This window comes from Flavobacterium bizetiae, assembly GCF_902804475.1.
GTDB lineage: Bacteria > Bacteroidota > Bacteroidia > Flavobacteriales > Flavobacteriaceae > Flavobacterium > Flavobacterium bizetiae.
Genome location: NZ_CADCSU010000099.1, coordinates 14,264 through 39,686 on the forward strand (window position 1 = coordinate 14,264; position 25,423 = coordinate 39,686).

The 25,423-nt window shown below is 34.1% G+C and carries 20 protein-coding genes and 3 tRNA genes; 8 read left to right on the forward strand and 15 right to left on the reverse strand.

Going from position 1 to position 25,423, the window contains the following annotated elements; all coding sequences use genetic code 11:
* Positions 1-109: 109 nt before the first annotated feature.
* Positions 110-745, reverse strand: coding sequence for a HypE family hydrogenase expression/formation protein (locus FLACOL7796_RS13055; RefSeq protein ID WP_173971213.1), 636 nt, complete (start codon positions 743-745; stop codon positions 110-112).
* Positions 746-792: 47 nt separating this feature from the next.
* Between FLACOL7796_RS13055 and FLACOL7796_RS24920 the strand changes: the two genes are divergently transcribed.
* From FLACOL7796_RS24920 to FLACOL7796_RS13085, 5 genes are all read left to right on the forward strand, one after another.
* Positions 793-1,077 (forward strand): hypothetical protein, encoded by a 285-nt coding sequence (locus FLACOL7796_RS24920; RefSeq protein WP_262892019.1) that lies wholly within the window; start codon positions 793-795, stop codon positions 1,075-1,077.
* A 3-nt stretch (positions 1,078-1,080) separates the two neighbouring features.
* On the forward strand, positions 1,081-1,662 hold the full coding sequence (locus FLACOL7796_RS13070; RefSeq protein WP_262889164.1) for an urease accessory protein UreH domain-containing protein: 582 nt from the start codon (positions 1,081-1,083) through the stop codon (positions 1,660-1,662).
* Between the two features lie 109 nt (positions 1,663-1,771).
* Complete coding sequence (locus tag FLACOL7796_RS13075; protein ID WP_173971216.1) at positions 1,772-4,174, forward strand: TonB-dependent receptor domain-containing protein; 2,403 nt, start codon at positions 1,772-1,774, stop codon at positions 4,172-4,174.
* Positions 4,175-4,318: 144 nt separating this feature from the next.
* Positions 4,319-4,750, forward strand: coding sequence for a hypothetical protein (locus tag FLACOL7796_RS13080; RefSeq protein ID WP_173971217.1), 432 nt, complete (start codon positions 4,319-4,321; stop codon positions 4,748-4,750).
* 178 nt (positions 4,751-4,928) lie between these two features.
* Positions 4,929-6,707 carry an AMP-dependent synthetase/ligase gene (locus FLACOL7796_RS13085; protein WP_173971218.1) on the forward strand — a complete coding sequence of 593 codons (1,779 nt, stop codon included), beginning with the start codon at positions 4,929-4,931 and terminating at the stop codon, positions 6,705-6,707.
* Between the two features lie 51 nt (positions 6,708-6,758).
* Here FLACOL7796_RS13085 and FLACOL7796_RS13090 read toward each other — a convergent pair whose 3' ends face one another.
* From FLACOL7796_RS13090 to FLACOL7796_RS13125, 8 genes are all read right to left on the reverse strand, one after another.
* Positions 6,759-7,304, reverse strand: coding sequence for a 3'-5' exonuclease (locus tag FLACOL7796_RS13090; protein ID WP_173971219.1), 546 nt, complete (start codon positions 7,302-7,304; stop codon positions 6,759-6,761).
* Positions 7,305-7,326: 22 nt separating this feature from the next.
* A complete protein-coding gene (locus FLACOL7796_RS13095) occupies positions 7,327-8,424 on the reverse strand; it encodes a slipin family protein (RefSeq protein ID WP_173971220.1) in 1,098 nt (365 codons plus the stop codon).
* Positions 8,425-9,128: 704 nt separating this feature from the next.
* Positions 9,129-9,914, reverse strand: coding sequence for an ATP-grasp domain-containing protein (locus FLACOL7796_RS13100; protein ID WP_173971221.1), 786 nt, complete (start codon positions 9,912-9,914; stop codon positions 9,129-9,131).
* A 28-nt stretch (positions 9,915-9,942) separates the two neighbouring features.
* On the reverse strand, positions 9,943-10,512 hold the full coding sequence (locus tag FLACOL7796_RS13105) for a DUF5565 family protein (protein ID WP_173971222.1): 570 nt from the start codon (positions 10,510-10,512) through the stop codon (positions 9,943-9,945).
* A gap of 219 nt (positions 10,513-10,731) precedes the next feature.
* Positions 10,732-10,803 (reverse strand) — tRNA-Pro (locus FLACOL7796_RS13110).
* 101 nt (positions 10,804-10,904) lie between these two features.
* Positions 10,905-10,977: transfer RNA gene (locus FLACOL7796_RS13115), tRNA-Asp, on the reverse strand.
* 21 nt (positions 10,978-10,998) lie between these two features.
* Positions 10,999-11,071, reverse strand: a tRNA-Asn gene (locus tag FLACOL7796_RS13120).
* Between the two features lie 843 nt (positions 11,072-11,914).
* A complete protein-coding gene (locus FLACOL7796_RS13125) occupies positions 11,915-12,499 on the reverse strand; it encodes a hypothetical protein (RefSeq protein WP_173971223.1) in 585 nt (194 codons plus the stop codon).
* Between the two features lie 1,060 nt (positions 12,500-13,559).
* On the opposite strand from FLACOL7796_RS13125, the gene FLACOL7796_RS13130 reads away from it, so the two are divergent.
* Both FLACOL7796_RS13130 and FLACOL7796_RS13135 read left to right on the forward strand, forming a co-directional pair.
* Positions 13,560-16,652: a DUF6493 family protein gene (locus FLACOL7796_RS13130; RefSeq protein WP_173971224.1), complete on the forward strand. Its 3,093-nt coding sequence runs from the start codon at positions 13,560-13,562 to the stop codon at positions 16,650-16,652.
* 5 nt (positions 16,653-16,657) lie between these two features.
* The gene (locus FLACOL7796_RS13135; RefSeq protein ID WP_173971225.1) at positions 16,658-17,986 is read left to right on the forward strand and encodes an SWIM zinc finger family protein; all 1,329 of its coding nucleotides are present in this window, start codon (positions 16,658-16,660) and stop codon (positions 17,984-17,986) included.
* A 119-nt stretch (positions 17,987-18,105) separates the two neighbouring features.
* Here FLACOL7796_RS13135 and FLACOL7796_RS13140 read toward each other — a convergent pair whose 3' ends face one another.
* Positions 18,106-18,732, reverse strand: a complete 627-nt coding sequence (locus FLACOL7796_RS13140) for a putative polyvalent protein kinase domain-containing protein (protein WP_173971226.1) — start codon at positions 18,730-18,732, stop codon at positions 18,106-18,108.
* A gap of 169 nt (positions 18,733-18,901) precedes the next feature.
* Between FLACOL7796_RS13140 and FLACOL7796_RS13145 the strand changes: the two genes are divergently transcribed.
* A complete protein-coding gene (locus FLACOL7796_RS13145; protein ID WP_173971227.1) occupies positions 18,902-19,306 on the forward strand; it encodes a helix-turn-helix domain-containing protein in 405 nt (134 codons plus the stop codon).
* Between the two features lie 64 nt (positions 19,307-19,370).
* Here the strand turns inward: FLACOL7796_RS13145 and FLACOL7796_RS13150 are convergent, their stop codons facing one another.
* The 5 genes from FLACOL7796_RS13150 to FLACOL7796_RS13170 all read right to left on the reverse strand — a co-directional run bounded on the left by FLACOL7796_RS13150 (position 19,371) and on the right by FLACOL7796_RS13170 (position 25,220).
* The gene (locus FLACOL7796_RS13150) at positions 19,371-20,429 is read right to left on the reverse strand and encodes a nucleotidyltransferase domain-containing protein (protein WP_173971228.1); all 1,059 of its coding nucleotides are present in this window, start codon (positions 20,427-20,429) and stop codon (positions 19,371-19,373) included.
* Positions 20,429-21,178: a nucleotidyltransferase domain-containing protein gene (locus tag FLACOL7796_RS13155; RefSeq protein ID WP_173971229.1), complete on the reverse strand. Its 750-nt coding sequence runs from the start codon at positions 21,176-21,178 to the stop codon at positions 20,429-20,431. Before FLACOL7796_RS13155 ends, FLACOL7796_RS13150 begins: the two co-directional genes overlap by 1 nt.
* 139 nt (positions 21,179-21,317) lie before the next feature.
* The gene (locus tag FLACOL7796_RS13160; protein ID WP_173971230.1) at positions 21,318-22,469 is read right to left on the reverse strand and encodes a hypothetical protein; all 1,152 of its coding nucleotides are present in this window, start codon (positions 22,467-22,469) and stop codon (positions 21,318-21,320) included.
* A gap of 153 nt (positions 22,470-22,622) precedes the next feature.
* Positions 22,623-23,420 (reverse strand): TatD family hydrolase, encoded by a 798-nt coding sequence (locus FLACOL7796_RS13165; protein ID WP_173971231.1) that lies wholly within the window; start codon positions 23,418-23,420, stop codon positions 22,623-22,625.
* 378 nt (positions 23,421-23,798) lie between these two features.
* Positions 23,799-25,220 carry an RtcB family protein gene (locus FLACOL7796_RS13170; RefSeq protein WP_173971232.1) on the reverse strand — a complete coding sequence of 474 codons (1,422 nt, stop codon included), beginning with the start codon at positions 25,218-25,220 and terminating at the stop codon, positions 23,799-23,801.
* Positions 25,221-25,423: the final 203 nt, after the last annotated feature.

Here is a 25,423-nt window from a genome sequence, read left to right on the forward strand (position 1 = left end):
AATTGCAAACAATTGAGCCGATTTTAAAATCATTTTAATCTTTTAATCAGTGGCTATTTTTTAAATTAGTAATTCGTGGAATTCGTAGCAAAAAACCTTTACAAGACAATCAACAAATCCTTGGCAATTGTTCATCAACTAAAGGATTCACCACCCTTTTTCCTCCAAAGGAACTTTCGATAATGATTTTTGATAGATATTCATCAGTAACAAAACCAATTGCTGAGGCATTTGAATTTACTTTTTGTAAAATTGTCAGAACCTCATCTTTAATTTCAGGCGCGGCAACGTAAACAAAAATTCCTTCGTTTGATACATACAACGGATCTAGTCCTAATACTTCGCAAGCGCTTTTTACCTGATTTTCTACTTTTATTTTATCTTCAAAAAGAAAAACTCCTAAATTGATTTCAGTTGCTATTTCATGCAAAACAGAAGTCAATCCACCACGTGTTGCGTCTCTTACAAAATGAATTTTATCTCCAAATTTTTCTATTAAATCTAAAACTATATGATTAAGATTGATTGTATCACTTAAAATATCACTTTCAAACTCCAATCCTTCACGCCCAGACATAATCGCCATTCCGTGTGACGCTATTGGTACGTTGATGATAATGACATCGTTTTCCTGAATGTTTTGGATTTTGATATTAGCTTTTTCATGAACAATCCCAATTCCGGAAGTATTAATATAAATTTGATCTCCTTTTCCTCTTTCGACTACTTTAGTATCTCCGGTCACAATGTGAATATTTTGCTCTATCGGCTGCTTCTTTAATCGATTTTATAATGATCGCAGGACAAATCTTAACCGGAAACAAAAAGCCAAATCAATGTCCTGAATTTGGTAAAAAAAATGCAAACCTTCTAATCCTCTTGGCGTGCCTATGGTTTCATCTGAAGGTGCTTGTGCGGCTTATTACAACTATTTATAAAATTAAAATTATTGGATTATTCATTACAATTTATGCCGGATTAGAGCATACTTTTGAAGCAGATCATTTGTTGGCTGTAAACAATCTGGTTACAAATAGAAGTAAGATTAAAGATGCTCTAAAAGACGGAATGTTTTAGGGAATTGGACATACGGCTACCATTTTTATCGTAGGCGTTATTATGATTGGTTTTAAAATTTCGATAAACGAAAACGTCTTTAGTTATCTGGAAGCTATTGTGGGTTTAATGTTGATCATTTTAGGGGGCATTCGTTTATTTAAATTATTATACAAAAAAAGACACTCGCATACTTATTACCATAGTCATGAGCATACGCATCGTAATGGAGTTAGACATACGCACATGCACCCTCATACGTATTATCATTCGCACCCTATTGCCTCTTTTAAACATGCTCATTTTGACGGATCAACCAATTACAAAACGGCATTTGGGGTTGGGCTTATTCATGGTCTGGCCGGAAGCGGATCTTTGGTGATTCTGGTTATTTCGCAAATGAAAACCCCATTAGAAGGTCTTATGTATATTTTAATTTTTGGTATAGGATCCATCCTGGGTATGTTTATCGCATCTGGATTATTTAGTATTCCTTTTACCAAGAGCATTCTTAAATCGCAAAAACTACAATATTCACTTATTATAATTTCTTCTGCAATTTGTATAGTTTTTGGATTTAAAATTATCTTTACTAATTTATTTTAAAGGCTGAAAACTTATTTCCCCCTGATATTAAAAAGGCTCTAAGCCTAATTTAATGATATCTTAAGGTACTTTAAGAAGCTGTATTTAATGCGATAAATATCTTTGTCTCATGAAAAAATACAGACAAAACCTATCGCTTTTAATTCTCTTATTTACATTAAGTCAATTCTCTTTTGGTCAAAACTCTTCTATAAAAGGAACTGTTTCTGACGGAAAACTTGCTATAGAATTTGTCGATGTTATTTTAAAAAACACCATCGATTCTACCAAAGTGGCCAATTATGCCGTAACAGATATCGCTGGAAATTTTGCTTTAGAAAATATTCCTTCTGGCGATTATCTATTACAGTTTAAATTAATAGGTTTTAAAACTTTTAGACAAAAAATAAAATTTACAGGCTCTCCTATTGCTATCGGAACTATAACCTTAGAAAGTGATACGAACTTATTGAACGCGGTTGTGGTTAATTCACAAAAAAAACAAATTCAGAAAACTGATGAAGGTTTTGTTTTTAATGCTGTTTCGAATATCTCGCAATCCGGAGGAACCGCCACGGATATGCTAAAAAGTATTCCCTCCGTTGCTGTTGATGCTGACGGAGGAATAACATTGAGAGGAAAGTCTCCAATGATTTTAATTAACGGAAAAAATTCTGCCATTACCAATATGGATCAGATTGCGGCAAGCAGTATTGAAAGTATTGAGGTAATTAGCAATCCTACCGCAAAATATGATGCCAATGCTGAAAGTGGTATTATCAATATTAAACTTAAAAAGAACAATCAGAGTGGTATTAATGGTGCCGTGGTTTTAGGAAGCGGCTTTGGTGCAAAAGGAAGATTGAATAGTTCTGTGCTTTTAAATCAGAAAACAGAAAAATGGAATTTTGGTTTAGGATATGACAATAGATTTGCGGGAAGAACGAAAAAAATAAAAGGCGACCGAACGAATAATTTTATTGATGATGAACATTTTATTTATCAAAACAGAAATGATGAAAGAACTGAAGGGTTACAAAATTTAAAACTGAATATTGATTTTTCGCCTAATGAAAGAAATAGTTTTTCGTTTGAAGCTTTAGGAAATATCGAAAGTCAGGATAATGATGAGACTTTGCATACTCAGGTAAATACAAGCGCTAATCAGTTTTTTTCGAATAACATACGACATTCATTAGAATTAGAACGCTCAAAAGTAGGCGAACTGGCTTTTAGTTACGACAGAAAATTTGATGATGACCGAAAAGGCCTGAACGCGAGCATAACCTCTTCTTTTAATAAACATAGAGAAAATACCGATATTGATACTAATAATTACGATCAATATAATGCGCAAATTGCCGATGCTTTTTTACAAAGAACACACAATTATGAGCACGAAAATATCTCAAATGCGATTGTAAATTATTCGTTTCCGGTTTCTGAAAAATCAATTATAGAAACGGGGTATAAAGGAACGTTTCGTTTTTTTAATTCAGATTTTCAAAGTGCTGATATGACGAATGGCGAATATCTCGTAAATCCTCTGGCAAGCAATTCTTTTAAATTTAACGAACAAATAAATGCTGTTTACGGTCTCTTAAATTCATTTATTGGAGATAAAGAAAATCCGAAGTGGAAATACAATTTAGGTTTGCGTGCAGAAAACGTTTCGAACACCGGAGCTACAAAAAATAATAGTGATCGCTTTAACAATGATTATTTAAAGCTTTTTCCGTCAGCATCATTGCAAATGAATCTAACGGCGGATGAATTTGTAAAAATTGATTACAGCAAACGTATCAACCGTCCGGATTTAGACGATTTGAATCCGTTTGTAGATATTACAGATGCTTTGAATCCTCATGGTGGAAATCCGTATTTGAAACCTGAAATCATTCACATTGCCGAAATGAGTTATAATAAAGAATGGTCTAAATATTCGTTTTCGACCAATGCCTTTTACAGAAATGCAACTGACGCTATAAGACAATATGCAGAATTACAAGACAATGGCGTGATTCTTTTACAGCCACGAAATATAGGCAGTACCATAACTTATGGTTTAGAAACTATTTTTAGTCTAAAACCAATTGGCTTTTATGACGCGAATATTAGCATCACAGCTTTTGAACAAAAAATAAATGGTTCAAATCTGGCGCAAGATGTGGTAAATAGTGCTTTTAGCTGGTACGGAAAAATCATTAATAATTTTGTTCCCTGGAAAGGTGGAAAACTTCAGATTATCGGAAATTATAATTCCTCATTAGCAACTCCGCAAGGAAAAAGAATTCCTATTTATAATGTCGACATGGGTTTTCAGCAAAAATTAGGAAAAGGAAATGCCCGTTTAGGATTGGTGGTTACAGACATGTTTAATACTCTTGAAAGCGGTTATAAAAACAATACCTTTCTTTTTAGTAATAATAGAACCTCAAAATCAGATACACGCGCTTTGATGCTGACTTTTGCCTATACTTTTAAATCTGATTTTAAAGAAAAATTACTGGAAAATCAGTTTTCGACAGAGTAATATTTCGGCAGCAATAAAATGTTAAAAAATAAATTCATTCTTATAATTGTGATTCATTTTTCTATAAAAATTTAAAGTATATTCGCCAAAAAAATTATGCCACTGATTTTTTTTGCCTCCAAAAACAATTAAACCTACTATAGAATGAAATCTTTACATTTATTACTTATTACGTTATTTTTTGTTGCTGCATCTTCTCATGCTCAGGTTCACGTAGATCAAATTACCTACAATGGTCGTGATCATTATATTACAACTACGATTGGTTATCCTGTTCCCGGAACTTATATCCCAACGGGACAAAAAGCGCCAAGTACAATTTTAAATCCTGATGGTACAGGAGTTATTCAGGCAGATGATTTAAGCAAAACTAAAATCAACTGGGGAATAGAATGTACAGACGAAGGAATTCCGGTTTTTAAAGAAGGTTTTAATAGTGCTTCTTATACATTTTGGTACAGAACCAATGATAGCGAAGCCTGGATCTATTCTCAGTTTTCTATTCACTTTGCTAAGAAAAAAATGTTTTTGATGGGCGAAAGAGTAAAAGAATATGTTGATTACAACGTTCAGTAATTTCACAAAATATACGGTCTGAAATAAACATTTCTCGTTATTTCAAAAAATTACTACAAAAAAGAAAACGTTTTCGTAGATTTTCTATTATACCTATAATTTTTCCCATAAAATTTTATAAAATTAAAAATCATACCTAATTTTTATTTAATTTGCGGTAAAATTCAATATATTAAACATGGTTTCAATCACACGCCTTTTTGATTTTCCCTATTATCAACAAGAAACTTACAACCTTCCAGTTGCCTTAGCAACCAAAAAAAATGGAGTCTGGGAAAAAACATCTAGCCAGGAATATATTGCAAAAGCTAATGCTGTTTCAAGAGCATTATTACGTATAGGCGTTCAGAAAGATGATAAAATTGCTTTAATCACTTCTAATAATCGTACAGAATGGAATATCATGGATATTGGTATTTTGCAAACCGGTGCGCAAAACGTTCCTATCTACCCTACAATTGCCGAAGAGGATTACGAATATATATTAAACCACAGCGGAAGTATTTACTGTTTTGTATCAGATCAGGAAGTACTTGACAAAGTAAATGCTATAAAAGCAAATGTACCAACATTAAAAGAGGTATACTCATTTAATGAAATTGCAGGATGCAAACACTGGACAGAGTTATTGACTCTTGGCGAAGACGAAAGCAATCAAAGCGAAGTCGAAGCAAGAAAAGACAGTATTCATACCGATGATTTAGCGACTATTATTTATACTTCAGGAACTACAGGAAGACCTAAAGGTGTGATGCTTTCGCACAAAAACATTGTTTCGAATGTTTTAGACAGCGCACCAAGAATTCCGTTTGATCCGGGAAAAAGTACTGCATTAAGCTTCTTGCCTATTTGCCATATTTTTGAAAGAATGATTTTGTACATCTATCAGTTTTATGGTGTATCTGTTTATTTTGGAGAATCTATTGATAAAATTAGTGATAACTTAAAAGAAGTTCGTCCTACGGTTATTACAGCTGTACCAAGACTTTTGGAGAAAGTTTACGATAAAATTTATGCAAAAGGTGGTGAATTAACTGGTATTAAGAGAAAATTATTTTTCTGGGCTATCGATTTAGGTTTAAAATACGAGCCATACGGAGCAAATGGTTTTTGGTATGAATTTCAGTTAAAAATCGCGAGAAAACTTATTTTCAGTAAATGGAAAGAAGGCTTGGGAGGAAATTTAGAATTAATGGTTTCCGGAAGTGCTGCCTTACAGCCACGCTTGACAAGAGTTTTTGCCGCTGCCGAAATTCCGGTAATGGAAGGTTACGGTTTATCTGAAACTTCTCCGGTAATTGCCGTAAACGACCAAAGAAATAAAGGTTTCAAGATTGGAACCGTAGGTAAAGTAATTCGTAACGTTGAAGTAAAAATTGCTCCCGACGGAGAAATTCTTTGCAAAGGACCAAACGTAATGTTAGGTTACTTTAAAGATCCGGAAAAAACTGCCGAAGCTTTAATAGATGGATATTTCCATACGGGAGATATTGGTGAAATTGACAGCGAAGGTTTCCTTAAAATTACAGACCGTAAGAAAGAGATGTTCAAAACTTCTGGCGGAAAATATATTGCACCTCAACTAATTGAAAATGCGATGAAACAATCTCGTTTTATTGAGCAAATCATGGTAATTGGTGACGGAGAGAAAATGCCTGCTGCTTTTATTCAGCCTAATTTTGAATTTGTAAAAGAATGGGCAAAACTGCATAAAGTAACTTTAGGAAATACTGATGCGGCTATCAGCGCCAATGCTGATGTCATTAAACGTATTGATGAAGAAGTAGAAAAAATTAATGAGAAATTTGGTCACTGGGAAAAAATCAAACGTTTTGAATTAACTCCGGATGTCTGGTCTATCGATGGCGGACAATTGACTCCTACTTTAAAACTGAAACGTAAAATTATCAAGGAAATCTACAAAGATCTTTACGCTAAAATTTATGATCATAATTAAATCAAAATAATATAACCAAACGAAAACGGCTGTCTACAAAGACGGCCGTTTTTAATTGCGCAAACACCATTTCAGGATTTTCGCGATATTCTTTGCATCATCAATTCCGCGGTGATGCGTTCCTTCTAATGGAATATTTAATAGATGCAAAGCACCATTCATTCCGGTAGGTTTTTGTAAATCTAATTTTTCAGCAACAAGTGTTTTCACATTAATATGCTGATCCCCCATTGGGTATTGCATACCAAATGACCTACATTGCCTTCGAATCATGTTGAGATCGTACTGACCGTAACTTGCCCAGGTATATAAATCAGGCTGATATTCATCTACCAGCTTTTCGATTGCTTCCTCAAAAGTTACTCCGTTTTTATCGAGTAAATCCTGCGTAATAGTGGTTAGTTTTGTACAAAAAGGACTTACACTCGAACGTTGGGGTTTTATTAAGATGCCCTGATTCTGAGTAATTTCACCCGTTTGCAAATCTAAAACCGCCAAGCCAATTTCGATAATTTCATTTTCCTGACCTTCAGGAACTGCGCTTTGCCAACACGTGGCTTCTAAATCGATAATAATAATTTTATCTGTAGTTTTCATTTTTCTAATTTTTAATTTGTTTTTACTTCACGAATATTTCCTTCAATTGACCAATGACGTTTCCGCCTCCTGAAATTGTGATTTCTCCAATTTTATCAGCGATTTTCTCAACGTATTCCATCTCTTTCAATTTCCACAACATTTCGTTCTCTTCCATCAGCTTTGCTGTGTTTAACAAACTTCTTGTTGCAGCGGTTTCTTCTCTTCTCATAATACTGTTGGCCTGCGCTTTTTTCTCGGCAACCAAAACCTGATTCATGATTTCTTTCATATCTCCCGGCAAGATTACATCCCGAATTCCAGCATCAGAAATTGTTAAACCTAAGTCTTCTATTTTAGTAGTTACTTCTCCTAAAATCGCTTCGGCAATTGTATCTTTTCTGGCCAATAATTCATCCAGAGTCAACCGGCCAACAAAAGCTCTTAAAGCCAATTGCATGGAGACATACAATTGTTTTTCAAAATCTTTATTGTCCAGCAAAGCCTTCATAATATCTACAACCTGATATCTCACAAAAAAGTTGATTCTTAATCCTGCTTTGTCTTTAGTCAACAATTCCTGACCGGAAATTTCTACTTGTTGCTGTCTGATATCGATTGTTTTAACCTCGATTGTAATCGCGTTATTCCAAAAGTAATGCGTTCCTGATTTCAATTCTTTAACAAAAGTTCCGTTTACAAACAACAACGCTTTGTCGTTGCTTGCTACAATAAACTTTCTGGTAAAGTATCTCATTTTTGCATGTTCCAATAAATTCACTTGAATGTTTTCAGTGATTTCAATCTTAGATAAATCGGCTCTGGTAAATTCATTTTTCACAATTCCTTTCCAGAATGCATATCTTCCAGGAACCAAAATCTCTTTAAAGTTTCCGTTTACAAATTGCATTACGATCTCATTATCGGCAACCTCAACCACTTCCAGCATTGCAGCCAAATCTTGATTCTGCAATAAAATATTCAACTCAAATGGAGCCTGAAATGCTGAATTCATATCGTAAACGAACAAATTCTTGTTTCCAAAAGTCCAGTGTAAACCTTCTTGTAATACTGCAACTAATTTTCTGTTTTCAAAAAGCAAACCTAATTGGTACGCTTCGATTTTAATTCTCTTTATCATAATTATATTTTTTTGTTTTAGGTTTTCTTTGTTTCAAGTTATAAACCCATAAAAACCTCTATTCTATTTTCTTTACTCTATTATCTTATTATTCTAAATAAAAAACTTCATTGCCTTTCTCCTCAGAGAAAAACGGACGAAGAGTTTGCGATCTGTTTACTCAAATTGTTTGCGATTGTTTTTTGTATATATGATCCTAAAATCATCTGTACAATCAAATCGAAAAGAAAAAGAGTATTTCAAAAAACATAACTTTTCGCACTGGTTTTATCATGAGTGTGAAATTTCAGATGTTAAAAATCTTAGTTTCACTGACAAAGACAAATCAGTTTTTTTCTAATGGTCATCTTTTTAAGAGTGATAGTCTCTCTTCAACAGGTTTTTGAGACCCGAAAAATCTATTGCTCTACCGGATTAAGCTATCGCATTACTGCGAATGGGATTCGAACCCATAACACATAGAGTTGGTGATAGTTTTTTGGAAAACCATCAAAACCTCCAAATCAAGTTGCATAGAAAAACATAATACGCTTTCGCGAAAAGTCCCCTACAATGGTGCTATACAGAAACACGCAACAGGACTTGTTTGATATTGCTAATCAAAGCCTTCACTTTGATGTATTTCAGTTTATAAAAGAACTTGTTTTATTTCCTGAGCAAATATTCAAATGGTACTGCGCAGTTATTCTGCGCAGTATAAAAATTTAATTAATCCAATCTATGACAGTAGATAAATAAACTTGCCTAACCTCCTCAAATCGGGTTATGTTAGGGATATGATTTACTTCTAATAAATATTTAGAACCATCCTTTGCCACGATATAATCATTACCAATCATATCCATTTGCAAAATGTTTTTAATATGTAAAGTATCAGCAAGCAATTCAGAATCAACATCCATAAATCCCGCATTATCAGGGTGAATTGATTTTAGCCACGAATCACCTTCCAATTTTATTTGCCAATAAACATTACCTATAATCATAATTCTAACAGCCTCTCCTTCATAATAAGGTTCAGTTGTTGCTGTAAATTCACTTTCCCATTCTCCTGTAAAACGATGTTTATTTTCACCACAATGCCAATTTCCCCATTTAGCAACGGTATCATTACCAACATTTACTGAAGTACCTGCGCTTATAAATCCTCGTGGCGCACTAAATTTCGAATGTGCTAAAGCTTTTACCAAACACGGAATCTTAAAGCGACAATCAAGCATTGCAGCTGCATTAGGATAACAAGCTCCTCCCCAAATTGCCAATCCAGAAATAAAATCAAAATCATTGTCATAAATTCCATAATAAACTACTTTGTCTACAGGCAACATTCCGATTCCGTTTGATTTTTCCATATAAAGAACCTCATCTTTAACAACAATTTTCGGAATTGATTGATGCCAAATAATATGTCCAGAATATTGTGCTTTTATAATGTCGTATTCTTCCTGTTCAATTCCTACCAAAGCAATTCGGTTATAATCTTGTTTCATGACTTTTATTTTAATTTTTATTATTACTTTAAACTTCTTCCAAATCCAATCGTTTAATTCCAAAATCGGACTTTCTTAATTTGCACATCCTTTCATCTGAAATATGATGAAATACAATTCCCTCTATATCATTTTCTGATAAGAATTTTTCTAAATCATCAAAATCAAAACTTAAAAAATCAAATACTTCACATCCGTGTTTTACCAAAGTGTGCTTTTCTAATTTTTCAGGGTTTCCCTGTACTTTAGGTCCGCATAATTCGAATGTTCCGTCTGTGATAATTTCTAAATTATCAAAACCTTCAAAGAAAAATTGGTCTTCTTTTTTTGTGCGATCGCATTTTAACCAATGTGGGTGATGCCCGCTCACTACATCTGCTTCCTGGCACGGAATTGCATTCGCCGGAATCGTACGTCCTTTTTTGGCATCAAATCGTTTGAATAACTCTCCGTTAATAATAGCTGCAGATGTACCATCAAACTTTCTGGTTGCAATTGCCTGACCATTCATTACCCAGGCATTTTCTGTATTTAACTTATTTACAACTCTTGCAAGGTTGTTTGGATCTTTAACAAATAATGTACTTATCTTTTTCATTGTATATTTTTTTAACTGAATATTAAATTTGCCACGAAGGCGTAAAGAAACAAAGCTTAGTTTTTTATTTTCCTTTGCGACTCTGCGACTTTGCGCGGAAATCATTCCTTATTATAATCTTTAAAAGCACTTTGTCCATCTCGCGCAAAGACGCAAAGACGCAAAGTTTTAAAACCTTTGCAACTTTGTAACTTTGTAACTTTGTACCTAAAAAAATTGTCTGGGAAACAGGATTCGAACCTGCGACCTCCCGCGTCCAAGGCGGGTAAACAACCACCGTTATCTTCCCAGTTGTTTTCTTTTTTAAGGTTCTGAGCTACTGGGGTACTAAGTTTTTTTAACCTTTGTCGCTTTGGACCTTTGAACCGTTGAACCTTCAAAAAGAAAAAAAGCGGCTCATACGGGAGTCGAACCCGTTTCTCCCGAGAGACAGTCGGGAAGGTTAGCCAGTAACCCCAATGAGCCAGTTCCTTCTAGAGAACATTGCGATTTCGGAAGGAATCGAACCTTCAACCTATTGATTAACAGTCAAGCGCTCTGCCAATTGAGCTACGAAATCATTTTATTTTTAGGCATAAAAAAAACACCCGATTAAAGGTGCTTAATGAGATTTGATAAGATATAGTGATCTTATTGCCTGTATTCATGCACCTGTATTGCTAAACGTCCCAAATAAAAACTCGGGTTTAGTATTTCTGCGTTGTATGTATTTTTATCGAAATTCATTTTCTGTATTGTATTATATATCGAAATCATTATTGTTATGCGAAATTCTTTTTTCAGATTTTCTTCGGCAAAGATAAAGTCTAAAAAATCAATTATCCAAATCATTTTTAAAATTATCTTACTGATAATCAAATAGTTAAACCTAAATAAAAAGCATAGAAATTCCTGTCCGCTTACTTGTGCAGATCCTTAATTGTATCAAATGACTGTCTCTCATCAGATTACTTTTCAAATTATATTTCGCTATTTAGTTTTATCATCAAACATTTGGTGCATTATTTTTTTAATTATTTTTAGTTAAAAGTTATTCCTTTGTCCTACTGAGCGAAGTCGAAGTATATTTTTAGTCATAAAAAGCAAACTTAATTACCCAAATTCGACTTCTAACATTGTCCTGGAAACAAAAAAAGCGCCCCAATAAGGACGCTTTTATATATTTGTATAGAGAATGTGACTACAATTTACACTTCAATTCATTACAATACATACTGCATCCTAAGCTGTTAGCCGGAAGAAATCCTGCTAAACGATCGCTATATTGTCGTAGAGACGGATTGATATGTATGTTTTTCATTTTCATTTCGGGAACAAATGTAAGTGTTTTGTTTTATAATTTAATATTCTCTATCAAAGAGATTTACTTCACGAAGACTTGCTTCAATTGACCAATGATAACCTAGCCACTCGAAAAGGTAATCGGATTTCCCGGATATCTCTTCTGAGCGCCTTTTTTAGAAAACAAAGTTGTCAAATTTGAAAAAAGACTTCTTTGTTTACGATATTCTCCAGATTTTTCATTTCTGTTTTCAACAAAAACTTCTACATCTCTCCTATTTTTCTCTGCTTCAACAACTGCCGTAGCTTTGTAGTTGCTTTCCAGTTGTTTTGCATCTTCCATTCTACACATTTTATTAAAGTTCTTAAAAGGACGTGGATGAAAATCGACCATAATTGCTGCCAAATTTATTGCATCAATATTCGTTGGGTCTGTTTCACCTTTAAAAAAGGTTTCGATAGGTCTAAACTTATCTTTTTGTTCTTTAAATTTATTCTTTTTGGTATGATCAAAATCTATAGAAAATAAATTTCTAAAAACATTTAAGTCATCCTGAGTTGCGTTATTTTCGAAAATAAGCCAGCAGAAATCACGTAGTTTTCCACGAGAAGGACTGTACAAATAATCAAAGTATTCACCTTCTTTTTCGATCTCATATTTATTTCTAATCGCTTTTTTATACTGGTTTAATGTATTGTTGTTCATAATATATTTATTTAATTGGTTAGTTATTTTTTAATCTTAGGTAATTTGCCACTAAGGCACCTGAACACTAAGCTTTTATATTTTTATTTACTGTTTTTAATTTGTTACTCACAAGTTTCCAGCCATTTATAGGCATAAAAAAAGCACCCGACTAAAGGTGCTTCATGAGATTGCATAAGATATGTGTATCCTACTGCCATTCATGCACCTGTATTTGTATTGTAAAACATCCCAAAACGAATTCTGGGGCGTGTAATTCTGAACTATATGAGTTATATTTAAAATCCATTTTATTTGTTGTATTGTGTTTGTTGTATTGTTGTTTAAATCATTATTGTTTGAAATTCTATCTTCAAATTTCTTCGGCAAAGATAAAGTCTAAAAAATCAATTATCCAAATCATTTTTAATATTTATTTTTCTGATAATCAGATACTTAAACTCAATTAAAAGCATAAAAATACCTGTCCGCATACTTGTGCAGATTTCAATTTATATCAAATGACTGTCTATCATCAGATTAGTTTTCAAGATCATAATTCATTACTTACTTCTATTATATACTATTTGATCCATTATTTTTTTTCATTTTTTTACAGTTCAAAGTTGTTTCTACCATTTTGTGTTCTATTAAGTAATCTAAATTATCCTCTTGAGCAATCCCGATACTACGGGAAAATTGTTTTTTCAATCCTCAAAAACAAAAAAAGCGTCCCGAAAAGGACGCTCTTATATATTTATGTTGAGTGTGTAATTACAATTTACACTTCAATTCACTAAAATACACATCACATCCAGATCTTTTAACGAGAACAAATCCCGCTAAACGATCACTATATTGTCTTTCCGACAGATTGATATTTATGTTTTTCTTTTCCATTTCAAGACCAAATGTACAATATATTTTAACATTTATACACTATTATGTTAAAAATATTTATCAGACAGCATACAATTTTAACCTAAATTTTCTTTTAAAAAAGCCTATAAACTCTAATAATTTTATATTTTTGAGAATATACGCACACTTTATTTTTTATCAATTCAGTCCTTAAAATAGCATGAAAAAATACCTTAAATACATCGACGGAAACTCTGATAAGTTTTGGCAAATTGAAGTTACAGGATTAGAATATACTGTGACTTACGGAAAAAACGGAACATCAGGCACGTCTCAAACCAAATCATTTTCTACAGACGAAGAATGTCTGAAATCAGCAGAAAAAATACTAGCCGAAAAAGTAAAAAAAGGATATTCAGAAACGGGTGAAGTTGCTGTGGCTTCAAAGCCCAAAACAGCCAAAAGCGCAAAATCTGATGAAGTTCTTGAAGAATACGATGCTATTGTAAAAGCTAAAAATATAGATTTATTATTGCCTTTTTTAAAAGAAAAATCAAAAGGGAATATTGAAGCTATCAAAAAGCTCATCAAAAAAAGTAAACGTTATTTTATGACCTACACTGATCTTACAAAAGATCCGGGTTATGTAAAAAAAGACAAACACGATTACGGCTGGGGAACCCGCGGCGATAAAAAGCAAAGCGATATCATTACTCTTAGTGCCATTGCTTTGTTTGATAAAACCGAAATCAATTCGTGGGATGAAGCTTTGAGTTTATTAAACGAAATAGACGAGAAAAGTCAGGTTCTGGAGGTTTTATTGTGGGCAAAACCCAACTGGCTAGATACTTTTATTTTAGACAAAGTAAAAAGACAGGATTGGGTTGGGTTTAATTACCACACGCTGCGCGAATTAGAAGAACAGAATTTAATGTCCTTCAAACCAGAACTATATGCTTTGACACTGGCGGCAACAAACGAGTGGCGCGCAAAAATGAAGACCAGAAGATTTATTAATACATCCTTAAGCGACAAAATAACCTATCAAAGGGATATTCCGGAATTGTTTAATTACGAAACGATTCTGCACAATAGTTTCTTTAGAGACAATGACAAACAAAAACACGATGAGTTTCAGACCTGGGCGATTATTTATAAGTCATTATTAGACGAAAATAAAATGGATCGCGCGTTTTTTATCGAAAATGCCATTCAGATTCAAACCAAAGAATGGAATAATAATCTGAAATCGTTCTTTAGAAAAAGAATCGAAGAATTTAATGTTACTCCCGATGAGTTTATCGTGCATCAGGAAAATATATTCTCGTATTTACACCATCCCTATCCGCCCATTACGAGTTACGGAATTGAGTTGATCAAGAAAATATACGATCATCCAAAATTCAAAACCAAATCATTTCTCGAGTGGCTGGAGCCTTTAATGATGCGCAGCGATTGCAAAGCCGCGATTAAAAACGTGTTGCCAATTCTGGAAAAAATAACCAAATCGAATCCTAAACTAAGCGCAAACATTGCATCAATTATTGCCGATGTGTATGTTATTGCGGATCTGGCATTGCAGGAACGCGCGACAAAAATTATAACCAAAATTGCCAACGCAAAAGATAAAGTACTGAAAGAAAAACTTTCGTCGTATGTAACCCTGATGCAGGGAAATATAAAATCAGGATTGACGCAGTTTTTAGATGAAGATGCTTTAACTATTGATGATACTGCTCTCGAGGAATATACATTCGAACCTCAGCAAGAATTATTACTTACAGAAGAAGTTGTGTTACCAAAGGATTGGAATGATATTGTTTTTCAGTTTGGAAATTTTATTGGATCGGAAGAAATTCTGGATACCGAAATTTTGATGAATGTCTATATTCAACAGCGCGATTTGTTTCCCGCAGATTATACAGCACAATTAGAGCCGTATAATAAACAGTTGCAAAAACATTATTTTGAAGCTGTTCATAAAAATTACCTGAAGTCGTTTTTACAGCAGAAAATTCCAAATATTAATGGCAAATTCGACAGTACCTACAAGCATTATGCAAAAATAAATACGCTTACTTTAATGAAACCTTTGCTGGAAAAAGTACAGCAAAAGATCGTTTCAGATTCTGTTTTACCGTTACTCTCCTTCCCTAGCCATAAACCGTATTGGGTCGCTCCAAAAGTTTTATTAGAAAGGATTATTGCGTATCAAAACACAAAAGAAGAAATTGATTATGCCGATTTAGCTATTGCAATTGCGCGTATGCCGAGAGAAAATATCGATGAAGCATTGCCTTTACTTGATCAACTTGAAGGCGAACTCAAACCGCTTTTAACATTCTGCCTTGGTATTGATGAAAAACTAAACTTAGATTCGACTTCTATCTTCTCGAAACTATTGGCAACAATGGGTAAAACCACCAAAGAAACCGGAAACTTATCACTTTGGGCTGTTGCAGCAAGAACATTTTATCCAAACGATACTTTTCCTGAATTCGAAAATACCTATCTAAAAGATGTTCCGTTTGTAGTTGCTCCTTTTAAACCGGTAGTTCAGTTTAAAGAAAAATGGAACGAATGGACGAATTATCAAACCAAACAAAAAGAAAGAACGCCATCGTGGTATGAGCTTCGATTCGACGTGCCTAATTATGCTAAAATACCGAATTACTTGTTGTACAGTCAGGATATTTACAACAGACCAAACAGTTGGGATTATAATATAAATTATGCCGGAAACACCTATTTCTGGCACAGTATTATGCCGCAAAACTCAGACGCGCTCGCTTTGACTTTGCTACATAATTGCGGAATTGCCGATGGCGCAAAACCGGAACTAAAAGGTTTTCTGGATGTTATAAACCGACCTGAATTTCGTTTCTCAGATATTAGCTTGCTTTTATACGCTTGTTTTTTCTTCCAGGAAAAGAAAGATTTGCGATTACTGACCTCTGAAGTTTTAATCAATTTAATCGAAAAACAAGCCATTGACGTTAAAGTATTAGCAGAGAAAATAGCCTATCTGACCACCGAAAAATATGGCGTATTTTTAAGATTAGTCGACGGATTAATTGCCCTGAAAGATGTTTCGCCTTTACATAATAATGCTTTACTGCAATTGTTAAACTCATTCTTTGCGCATCTTGATTTAAAGGAAAAATTGCCAACCAACTTCAAGAAAATCATCGAAAACTATCTTGATATTTTAACCAAAACCAATCAGAAACCATCAGCTGAAGCCCTTGTTTTCTTTGAGCAATGGAAAGATAATGCATCGCTTAAATCATTGATTAAGCAAATTTTAAAATAAAGAAAATGACAGATCTCGAATATAATTATAAAGGAATTTCAACTTACAGTAAAACCAAAGGCATCAACAATCTCGTTCTGGCGCACCAAACCGAAATTGAAGAAGTCAATAACATTCCGTGTTTTTTCTGGGGAAGTTTGACAGATCCTTATGTTACCGCAAAATGCTGGACTACGATTGCCAAAGTGGTTCGTTCCAGTTTTGGACCAATTCCGCCAAGTCTTCGCGATCCTATTGTTTCGGCAGGATCTGAACGATTGCGTTTCGAAGGTTTTTCGTCCTGCAATGGCGTTTATGTTCGCCTGGACATGAAAGCCGAAGCCATAGACGGAGAATTTATCGCGAACGGAACTACGAATGTCGATTTTAACGACCCAATGCTGAATGCCTTAAATGCGATTCAGAAAAACGAAAAAGTAACTCTTGCCGTTGGTCAGCAGGATGTTCAGGTGATTACCAGCAAAGCAAAAGTAACGGAGAAAAAAGTAACCTTGCCCATGCGCTGGATAAAAGGTTTAACGAGCGTACAGCTTTACTTAGCCGATATGGATCTTAAGTTTGAATTAAATAAAATTCAGACAATTCAGTTGTTTCAAAGTTTACCAAAAGGAACCGTAAAAGGTGATTTTTTCATAACCAAAAGAGCCGGAAAATTTATGTTTTCGACTTTGGCAACGGCCGACAGTGTGAGAATTGGCGGTGTGCAACGATTACGATTATTAGAAGGAATTCTGGCCATTGTAAATAAAATTTTCATTTACGAATCGTCAGACAAACAAACTTGCGCAATCGTGGCTGAATTTGGAAAAATGCAGCTTCTTATGGCTTTTTCTCCAGATTCGTACCGTGGTTTTTCGGGTGAAGGAAATGTGCTGGAAACCATGACCGAAAACTTACCTATAGAATGGGTTTACGGTTTAAACAGTTTATTAAAATCAAACGAAACTTTTGACCCAACGATGCTTTCTATCGAAAATGATATCGATTTTGGCACTATGGACAATCTGACTTCGAACTTATCGTCGATGGGATTATTGGGTTATGATTTAAGCGAAGAAGCACATTTTTACCGCCGACTTCCGTTTAAAACCGAACGTATTTTATCGCTGAATCCGAGGTTGAAAAATGCAAAAAAACTAATCGATAACGAAGACATCGAAATCGTCGAGCGCAGGGCAGATTATATCGAAGCCAAAGTAAAAGGTTCGGGCGTTTTACACAAAGTAATTATCGACAATACTTCGCAAAGATGTACCTGCGACTGGTTTACGGCTTATCAGGGCAAAAGAGGAATTTGCAAGCATATTTTGGGAGTTAAGATGATGATTTCATGAGATTAGTTTTTGATATAAAAGAAAATCGCCCTGATATTGGGGCGATTTTAAACGCAGATTATACGGATTCACTTTCGCTAAAACGCTGATTTATACCGATTTTTTTAAGTCTAAATAATTTAAGGTTTATAAAAGTCTTCTGTAAGATAGAAAACGGTGTCGATAAATTTTAAAATTCCATCTTGTGTTAGAACATTTTCGTCATGTAAATCTTCTAAAATTATACCAATCTCAGGATGAAAATAATCGTTATTTTTTTTATTGATAAATCCTGAGTTTTCAAGAAATATTTTCACGTTTGTTAGTTCTGTTTTTTCAGTTGCTAAAACAAAAATTTGTTGAACAACTGCGTATAAAGCTGTATCATTTCTATAAAAACCGAGAAGCTCATAAGCTGTATCAGGAAAAAAATAATTGTTTAGAAGTAAATTATTAAAGTAATCTTCCCATGAAGAATAATATATGGTATCGTTTATTTTGAGAACGTCTCGGTCATCTTTTAGATAAACCATTTGTTCAGCACCACTCGAAACAAAATTTTCAATTTCTAAATCAGTAATCCAAAGAGTATTTATTGTTGCAAATTGCTCAATTAAGACTTCTTCTTGTTTTTTGATGTTGATTCCTTTTTCAGCCAAAGTGCCTGCTCTCTTGCCATTTTTAAGGTAATTGGTGGCTGCTTGGATATTTGCTCCATGCTTAACTTGGCTCTTTCCTGCAATGATATTTTGTAGTTCATGTTTCATCATTTTATAATGCAAATATAAAAATTTAAAGTTACTATTTACTTCGCTCTTTACAAAGTAAGAAAAAGAGTATATTTACTTCGTGAAACAACAAATTTGTATTTTATCAAATTGATCATGTTTTTTACCGATCAGTATTTTTTTAAAGAATTTTAAATACCTTTGAATTATGAGCACAGCAACTAAACCAAAACATATTGGCAGAAATATTAGCCGAATAAGAGAGCTTCGCGGAATGAAACAAGAAGCGCTTGCACAAGCAATTGGTACAAACCAGCAATCTATTTCCGGAATTGAAGGCAGCGAAGAAGTTGATGCTAAAAAACTGCTAGAAATTGCAAAAGCACTTGGCGTTACTGTTGAAGCTATTGAAAACTTTTCGGAAGAATCTGTTTTTAATTTCTTTAATAACTTTTACGATAATAGCGCTAATAATGGTCAGGGAAATGGAAATACAAATCATAATGCTTGCACTTTCAATCCTCTTGATAAAGTTGTCGAGCTTTACGAACGTTTGGTTCAGGCTGAAAAAGATAAGGTTGAGTATTTAGAGAAGTTGATGAAATTGAAATAAGAGATTTTTCTTTTTATATAAAATTGAAAAAAGCGCAAAACTTTTTAAAGGGTTTGCGCTTTTTTTATTGGTATAATTCTTCTCTAATCTTAATTAAAGTTTGAATGACTTTTTCCTCATCCGGTTTTTCCGGAAGATTTGAAGTAATGTAATGACTTTCAATTGATGCAATTAAATTATCAGCCATTTCAAGCAAATCGTCGTATTCTTTGTTTCCAGCTTTTATATCTAATAATTCATCACGATTAGGAACTCTAATATTTAATCTTCCGGTTGAAAGAATCTGCTCTGCAGTTTGTAAAAGACGAATCGTATGCATCATGTTTTTGCTGTCGTAATTTTTTCCGTGTTGCTGATTTGTATTGTAACGATCTTCGTTTCGTTTATCGATCCAATTCCAATATTCCGTGTATTCTTTGCAATATTTAGAATATCCGTCTTGATTGCAGGATAAATAACCAATTACCTTTTCATTTTTAGGAATTGATGAAAGCGAAACTTCATTAGAGCTTTCCTTTTGAATAATTCCTTTGTAACCTAAACTATTATTATCGTCATAAAACAAAGCAAACATTCCTCTAGAATTAGGTAGATTCACCAAACCACATTGTTCTTGTTTCAAATTATTTTCTGCTAAAAAACTATTCGCTAAAACAGTTTCATAACCTTTTAAAACATAACAAAAATCCAAAAGGCTTTTCTTTTCCTTTGGCATTGGATTTACAATTTTCTTATTTAAACCTCTTGCCTTCTTGATCTGCGTTACGGCATAACCAGCAAAAGAATCTTTGCAGAGTTTTGAAAGAAAATCTTCTAGTTGCAAATGCTCCATTAACGGATGTTTGTACAAAATACAATCTTCCGGCGAAGCCAAAATCTCTAATATATTCGGATTATTCTTAAGCAACAATTCTACAAAACGACCAATTTCATAATACACCTCATCATTCGTCTCATTACTAATCTGCGGAATGTAATCTAACCCAAAGAATTTTTCTTTTGGCAGATAATAAACGCCTTTTATATCAGTATCTGAAGTTGGCGTATTTAACCCAAAAGATTTACTTCCCGAAATAACTTCGAAAAGAATTAGGTTTTGAAATTTTAAATCTTGGATAGTCATTATTTTATTATCATTTTTCTAAAAAACAAATCTAACTCTTCACTCAACTTCTTCCCGCTTCCTAGTTTACTCGCATTTTCCTGATTAAACTGTATCGTTTCCAATAAAAAATCAGTTATTAAAACTTGTTTTGGATGTAAATATTTTTCGTCTTGATTTGCTTTTATATTTTGTAACTCTATTATTTTCTCTTGTATGTTATGTGGCGCAATTGACAATAAATCAGCAAAAGCAACGGGTGGGAAAGTATTTCTTTCTATAATCCATTTTCCTGCTAATGCGGTGCGTAAAGCGTAGAAATAACTTTTTTGTTTTACTTCTTCCATTTCGCAAACTTCCATGAAATTTTTAGTTGTTCCTAAATAGTGGTGTAAAACTGCTATAGGCGAAAAACATTCTACAGCTAACTCCTGCATTTGTTTTACAAAATCATCATTTGCATAATATACCACAGGCGAAAACAACCATTCGATCAAAGGTGCGTTAGATTTTGCTAATAATTTTACGGCTTTCCGTAAGTCCCAACCTGAACCGTCAAGATCGTCTTCCGTCATGAATTCGATTACATCTGGTTTTTCCCAAAGCGAGAAATAATACTCTGGTTTGTGTTTGTATATAAAACGAATATCATAATCGCTATCTGGAGAAGCAAATCCCCAGGCACGGCTTCCTGATTCTACAGCAAAAAGTATTTCTACATCTTTTTTCTGTTCTATTTGTTTTAATTTCTCAAGTATTTTTTCTTTCATGATTGGTTTCAAATATATATAAACAAAAAGCCTTTAAGCTCAGTAAAAATACCTGAATTAAAAGCCTATTTTTTTTGCCGCTAAGGCGCTAAGATGCAAAGTTTTTTACTTTCAACTTTGTGTCTTTGCCCGTAAATAATCAATAATCTTCATTATCAGGCAGAGCAGTTTTATTGCGTGTCGTTATTTCCCAATTCTCTTTTTGATATGGATTATCTATTTTATCAATTTGAACTAAAAACCTCAATTGCCCTTTGCGGTCGTCATCTTTATCAATTAAAACTCTAAATCCGTATCCTTTTATCTTTTCGATATATTCGTTGTCTAAAGGATTGTCCTGATAATAGCTTATTGCAACATTAATTTCTTTTGAAAACTGAGTATTCTTAGCTAAAAATTCTAATAATTGTAAAGCAGTTTCTTTTTTAAATTCAGTATCATTTATTTTATCCGGTTCTACTTTATAAAAAGTATTAAACTCTAATATTAAATTATCACAGCCACCTACACTTGCATTGATTAGAGTATCATTCTTTTCATATATCTCTTCGATAGTTTCGGTATAATTATGCATTTCGATACTTCTGGTACGTTTTTCTACTCCGGGAATATCATTAAAAATAGTTTTAGATTTCAATTTTGCCAATTTACATTTTGACAAATATGATTCTTCGTATAGATTTCCATTCTTGTATATAAATGATAATGAAGCCGATTTTAAATTTTCTACCGAACTTGAATACGTTCTGAAATTTTGTGTAACCTTAATTTTAAATTTATTACCAACAAAATTTGCTTCGTCAATTATATTGTATGAAAAAGGAGCATATCCCAGAATACTATGGGATTCTTTTTCCTTAATTTCATCTTTCATGATGTAAAAAATAAAGTCATTGTTGGTGTTTGCATTTCCACCCAGCATTCCTTCAGATGATCTGAGAATTACATAATCTATGATTCCGTCATTATTAAAATCAGCTTTTTCATAAATCGAAAAAGAAACGGTATAAGGATCGCCATCATTTGCAAACGAAACGTAATAAGGAGATTCGGATATTTGCATTTCCTTATACTTTTGTTTGCCAATCTCTTCGTTTAAAAGTCTTTTCAAAAAATTGCCTTCAATTTCTGTAGGAATTATTTTTTCCTCTTCTGGTTCTACAGTAGAAACGGTGTCTTTGCTAGTCTTTTCATGAACTGCTTTTACTTCTTTTTTGCATGAAAATGCTAAGAGAATAAAGGCGAGAAAAATTATTTTTTTACTTTGAAAGCATATTGATTTACAAGTCATTAATCAATCTTATTTTGGGTTAAACTGCTAAAAATTAATTGGTTTTTCGGTATGTATTTTAGTTGTAATATGACTTCAAATTAACAAATAAAAAACCACAAACTCACAAGATAAAATTGCAAATTTGTGGCAAAAACTAATTAAATTATAATTCTAAATCCCAAAAAAGCTTTTAGAATTTTGAGTAGTTTCTTCCGCAACTCTCTCTAGAGTAATTCCTTTAAACTGTGCAATTGTTCCGGCAACAAAAGGCAAAAAAGCGGGTTTGCAACGGCGTTCGTGATATTTCTTCAAAAGGCTGTTCGGGACATTTTTAGGAAGCATAAACGGCGCATCGGTTTCAATCATCATTAGGTCGAGCGGTGCGTACTGAATGACTTCTTTTAAATGGCTGAAACGTTTAACATCTGAAATCGCTCCCGTAAAACCCAGATAAAATCCGTTATCGAGATAGGTTTTGGCTTCCTGCAAAGTTCCCGTAAAACAATGCACAACGGCTTTGGGTAATTGCGGTAAATAGTCTTTGGCGATATTCATAAAAGAATTAAAAGCGCTTCTTTCGTGCAAAAACAAAGGTTTCTGAAGTTCGATCGCCAATTCTAATTGGGCTTTATAGCATTCTTCCTGTTTGTTTCGGGGCGAAAAATCACGATCAAAATCGAGTCCGCATTCGCCAATCGAAACGATTTGTTTCTGCTTTAGTAAATTTCGCAGTTTCGAAATGCTCTGCGCATCAAAACTCTTCGCATCATGCGGATGTATTCCTGCCGTTGCATACAGCACGCCCGGATATTGTTTTGCGATTTCTAATGACGCTTCGCTGTTTCGCACGCTTGTTCCCGTTAGGATCATTTGCGATACATCGGCGTCGATCGCGTCTTGTACGACATCGTCTATGTCGTTTTGGAATTGTTTATTTGTTAGGTTAATTCCTATGTCTATATATGTCATTTTTTTTTAAGTTGCTAAGGTTCTGAGAGGCTAAGGGGCTAAGTTTTTTTCTCTTTGGAACCTAATTATAATTTATTTTTAATCTCGCAAAGTCGCAGAGTCGCAAAGTTTTTATTTTAGCCACAGATTAATAAGATTAATAGGATTATTTAAAAATCTGCTGAATCTGTAATCCCGATAGCTATCGGGAGCGTGAAAAAAATCTTTGCGACCTTCGCGTATCCCGATAGCTATCGGGATTGCGCTCTTTGCGGTTAAAATTACCACAAAACGTTAGACGCATTGCAGTGCGCCTCTATACTGAAAACCGCGACTGAGACTGATCACTAAAAACACCCCTCTATACTGAAAAACTGAGACTGAGACTGAAAACTAAACTCAGTCCTCACGGCTCCCATCATCTGCCATTCTAACCAATTTCGGGGTAAACTTCGCTACAACATCAACTAAATCCTGTTGCGCTTCCATTACCTGATTGATATCTTTATACGCCATTGGGGCTTCGTCCAGACCCGCACCGATAAGCGTAACGCCATGATCTCTCAGGATCGATTTCATGTCGGTTGGTGTGATGTTTTTTATTGCTTGAGTTCTGCTCATTTGTCTTCCTGCTCCATGCGAAGCCGAATTAATGGCGTTCTCCTCACCTTTTCCTCTCACCAAAAATCCCGGCGCGGTCATACTTCCCGGAATGATTCCCATAACGCCTTTTCCGGCTGGGGTTGCTCCTTTTCTATGCACGATCACTTCTTCGCCGTTCCAGATTTCTTTCCAGGCAAAATTATGGTGGTTTTCGACTTTGGCTAAAATCGTCGCACCCAGAGCACGTTCCATTTTGTTATGGATAATCTCGTGACAAGCCGAAGCATAATCTCCAGCCAAATTCATCGCAAGCCAATATTCTTGTCCCATTTGTGAATTCATATCCAGATAGGCTAAGTTTTTGGCCACTTCCGGAAGTTTACAAACGTCTTTGGCAATTTTAGTATAATGTCCGGCAATGGTGGCTCCCATTCCGCGTGAACCAGAATGCGTTAACAAAGCGACGTATTTTCCTTTCGGGATATTCAAAACCGAATCGTCTTTTGCAAATTCCATGATTCCGAATTCCACAAAGTGATTTCCACCACCTGAAGATCCTAATTGCGACCAGGCCTTATCTTTCAAGTTCTTCACAAACGGATTCATATTAAAAGCATCGTTCTCCAAAACCGCATGATCTGATTTGTATTGTCCATGAAATCCGTGACCTGCTCCAAAAATCGAATTGGCAATTAATTCTTTTTTGAAATTGGCTTCGTTTTCAAAGTAAAAATCTTCTGCAATATCATAAACTGACAATGCCATTCTACACCCAATATCAACTCCAACTCCATACGGAATAATGGCATTTTTTGTGGCTAAAACTCCGCCAATTGGTAATCCGTAACCTTGGTGCGCGTCTGGCATTAAAGCTCCCGCAACCGTAACAGGTAATTTCATGGCCACTTCCATTTGTTTTCTGGCTCCGTCTTCGATATGATCTAATCCGTAAGCTGAATATGCATTCGGATTCTGATTTAAAGCGATGAAATCTTCTGGTTTTTCATTCGATTTTTCGATTAAAGCAATTGCCAGTTTGCTGAAGATTTTATCGTCGATATAATTCTCCGGAGTTTCTAAGACGTTTTTGAAATTTGTTATCATTTCGTCTCTTGTGAATCCGTGTCTTTTGCTGTTTATTCTTAAGGCAATCCCAATTGTTTTTCCTTCTGGGAGTCCTAATTCTAATATATCTGTACCGTTTATTTGTGTTTTCATTTGTTTTTGCTTTTTGATAGTACAAAGGTTGTTTTATACTGCGCAGTTATTTTGCGTAGGTTTTTTATTTCTCGCAAAGTCGCAGAGTCGCAAAGTTTTTATTTTTTTTTAGCCACAGATTATGAGGATTAAAATGATTTCTTTTTCATTTTATGTCATCCTGAACGAAGGATCACATCCAATATTCCTTCAAAGAGAATCAC

Excerpts from the sequence above, each read along its gene's own strand:
- FLACOL7796_RS24920 (WP_262892019.1), top strand. The coding sequence starts at position 793 with ATGATCGCAGGACAAATCTTAACCGGAAACAAAAAGCCAAATCAATGT.
- FLACOL7796_RS13075 (WP_173971216.1), top strand. The coding sequence starts at position 1,772 with ATGAAAAAATACAGACAAAACCTATCGCTTTTAATTCTCTTATTTACA.
- FLACOL7796_RS13080 (WP_173971217.1), top strand. The coding sequence starts at position 4,319 with ATGAAATCTTTACATTTATTACTTATTACGTTATTTTTTGTTGCTGCA.
- FLACOL7796_RS13085 (WP_173971218.1), top strand. The coding sequence starts at position 4,929 with ATGGTTTCAATCACACGCCTTTTTGATTTTCCCTATTATCAACAAGAA.
- FLACOL7796_RS13090 (WP_173971219.1), bottom strand. The coding sequence starts at position 7,304 with ATGAAAACTACAGATAAAATTATTATTATCGATTTAGAAGCCACGTGT.
- FLACOL7796_RS13095 (WP_173971220.1), bottom strand. The coding sequence starts at position 8,424 with ATGATAAAGAGAATTAAAATCGAAGCGTACCAATTAGGTTTGCTTTTT.
- FLACOL7796_RS13100 (WP_173971221.1), bottom strand. The coding sequence starts at position 9,914 with ATGAAACAAGATTATAACCGAATTGCTTTGGTAGGAATTGAACAGGAA.
- FLACOL7796_RS13105 (WP_173971222.1), bottom strand. The coding sequence starts at position 10,512 with ATGAAAAAGATAAGTACATTATTTGTTAAAGATCCAAACAACCTTGCA.
- FLACOL7796_RS13125 (WP_173971223.1), bottom strand. The coding sequence starts at position 12,499 with ATGAACAACAATACATTAAACCAGTATAAAAAAGCGATTAGAAATAAA.
- FLACOL7796_RS13130 (WP_173971224.1), top strand. The coding sequence starts at position 13,560 with ATGAAAAAATACCTTAAATACATCGACGGAAACTCTGATAAGTTTTGG.
- FLACOL7796_RS13135 (WP_173971225.1), top strand. The coding sequence starts at position 16,658 with ATGACAGATCTCGAATATAATTATAAAGGAATTTCAACTTACAGTAAA.
- FLACOL7796_RS13140 (WP_173971226.1), bottom strand. The coding sequence starts at position 18,732 with ATGAAACATGAACTACAAAATATCATTGCAGGAAAGAGCCAAGTTAAG.
- FLACOL7796_RS13145 (WP_173971227.1), top strand. The coding sequence starts at position 18,902 with ATGAGCACAGCAACTAAACCAAAACATATTGGCAGAAATATTAGCCGA.
- FLACOL7796_RS13150 (WP_173971228.1), bottom strand. The coding sequence starts at position 20,429 with ATGACTATCCAAGATTTAAAATTTCAAAACCTAATTCTTTTCGAAGTT.
- FLACOL7796_RS13155 (WP_173971229.1), bottom strand. The coding sequence starts at position 21,178 with ATGAAAGAAAAAATACTTGAGAAATTAAAACAAATAGAACAGAAAAAA.
- FLACOL7796_RS13160 (WP_173971230.1), bottom strand. The coding sequence starts at position 22,469 with ATGACTTGTAAATCAATATGCTTTCAAAGTAAAAAAATAATTTTTCTC.
- FLACOL7796_RS13165 (WP_173971231.1), bottom strand. The coding sequence starts at position 23,420 with ATGACATATATAGACATAGGAATTAACCTAACAAATAAACAATTCCAA.
- FLACOL7796_RS13170 (WP_173971232.1), bottom strand. The coding sequence starts at position 25,220 with ATGAAAACACAAATAAACGGTACAGATATATTAGAATTAGGACTCCCA.